The organism is Streptomyces violascens (genome assembly GCF_014649955.1).
Taxonomy (GTDB): domain Bacteria; phylum Actinomycetota; class Actinomycetes; order Streptomycetales; family Streptomycetaceae; genus Streptomyces; species Streptomyces violascens.
The window spans coordinates 1-1576 of the sequence record NZ_BMUA01000081.1; the positions used below are offsets into that span (position 1 = coordinate 1).

2 protein-coding genes are annotated in these 1576 nt (G+C 65.7%); one reads left to right on the plus strand and one right to left on the minus strand.

Annotated elements, in window-relative coordinates:
* On the plus strand, nt 1-473 hold a 473-nt coding region (locus IE206_RS42175; RefSeq protein ID WP_373301076.1), incomplete at its 5' end, for an acyltransferase family protein.
* Nucleotides 474-618: 145 nt separating this feature from the next.
* Here the strand turns inward: IE206_RS42175 and IE206_RS42180 are convergent.
* Nucleotides 619-1576 (minus strand): FG-GAP repeat domain-containing protein (locus IE206_RS42180; RefSeq protein WP_189972072.1); only part of this gene is annotated, 958 nt, incomplete at its 5' end.

A 1576-nucleotide genomic window follows, 5' to 3' on the forward strand; every position in this document is an offset into this window, starting at 1 on the left:
TGATGCCCGAGTACAGCTGGTACTTCATCGCGGGTATCGCCTTCTACCTGATGTACCATTTCCGCCCGAACCTGATGCTCACTGCCATCGTGCTGCTCTGCTTCGGAGCGGGGCTGCCCGCCACGCTCAAGATGTGGCGCAGCACCGAGGCATACGTGGGCCGCCTGGTACCGGCCTGGCCCGTCGTCCTCATCCTCGCCGTGTCCTTCGCCCTGCTCGGCCTGGTGGCCACGGGGCGCCTGTCGTGGATCCGGTGGCGCTGGCTGACGTACGCGGGCGCCGTCACCTACCCGCTGTATCTGATGCACCAGATGATTGGCTGGGAACTCTTCCACGCGTTCTCACCCCGCGTCCCGACCTACCCGCTCCTCGCTCTGGTCACCATTGGCATGGTGCTCCTGGCGTGGCTGGTGCACCGGTACGTCGAGCGGCCGCTCGGGCGGAGGCTCAAGAAGGGGCTCGTGCGGCTCTGATCTTGTCGGGGGCTTGATCACAGCCGGACTGGTTTGCAACACGGGGCGATGCTTTGCCCCGGCGGGCGATGGCGGAGCTTCCAAAGGTGATGGCCCGGTGCGGAGCAGTTGCTCCGCACCGGGCCATCGTGGTCAGTGGGGTTGGTTAGTTGTAGGGGCGGATGATGTTGTATTCGTTGAGGTTCCAGCCACTGGGTGTGGACCAGCTGCTGACGCCCATGTTGAAGGTTCCGCTGTTGTCGGTCTTGGCGGTGAAGGTGAACATGCGGACGCTGCCGTTCCCATAGCTGTAGAGGGAGGCGAGGTCGTCGCGTCCGTCGCCGTCGAAGTCACCGGCGATGAGCCTGCTCTGGTTCACGTCCCACCACCCGGCTGGCACGGACAGAGAGGGGATGGGCTTCGCGAACTCGCCGGTGTGGCTGCCGCTGGCGATCATGGTGTGGAGGCCGTCGTGGCCGTCGGCGTAGTCGTACCAGGCCACCACGTCGTCGATACCGTCGCCGTTGAAGTCGCCGGCCTGGATGGAGGTGCGGTTCCAGTCGCCCCAGCCAGTGGCGGTGTCTCCCCAGGACTGGATGCTGGCCTGGAAGGCGCCGGTGGGGGTGGCGGCGAAGGTGTGCATCTTCACCGAGCCGTCGGGATAGCCATAGAGGGCGGCGATGTCGTCGCGGCCGTCCCCGTTGAAGTCGCCGGTGACGAACTTGCTCTTGTTGATGTCCCAGTTGCCGGCGTTCATGTAGTAGGAGTCGAACGGCGGGTTGAAGCCGCCGCGGACGTCGGCGGTGAAGGTGAACAGGCGGTCGCTGCCGTCGGCGTAGGAGTACCAGGCGGCAAGGTCGTCGCGGCCGTCTCCGTTGAAGTCACCCGATTCGAGCTTGAGGTCGTTGGCCCACCAGCCGCTGGGGCTGGACCACGATTCGATGAGCGGGGTCTGGTAGGTGCCGTCGGGCTTGCTGAGCGCGGTGAACAGCTTCACCTTGCCGCCGCCGTAGTCGTACAGGAACGCCACGTCGCCACGGCCGTCGCCGTTGTAGTCGCCGGTCGTGAACCGCGCCTTGGTGGCGTCGAAGTACCCGTTGGGGAAGACGGTGCCTTCGAAGGGG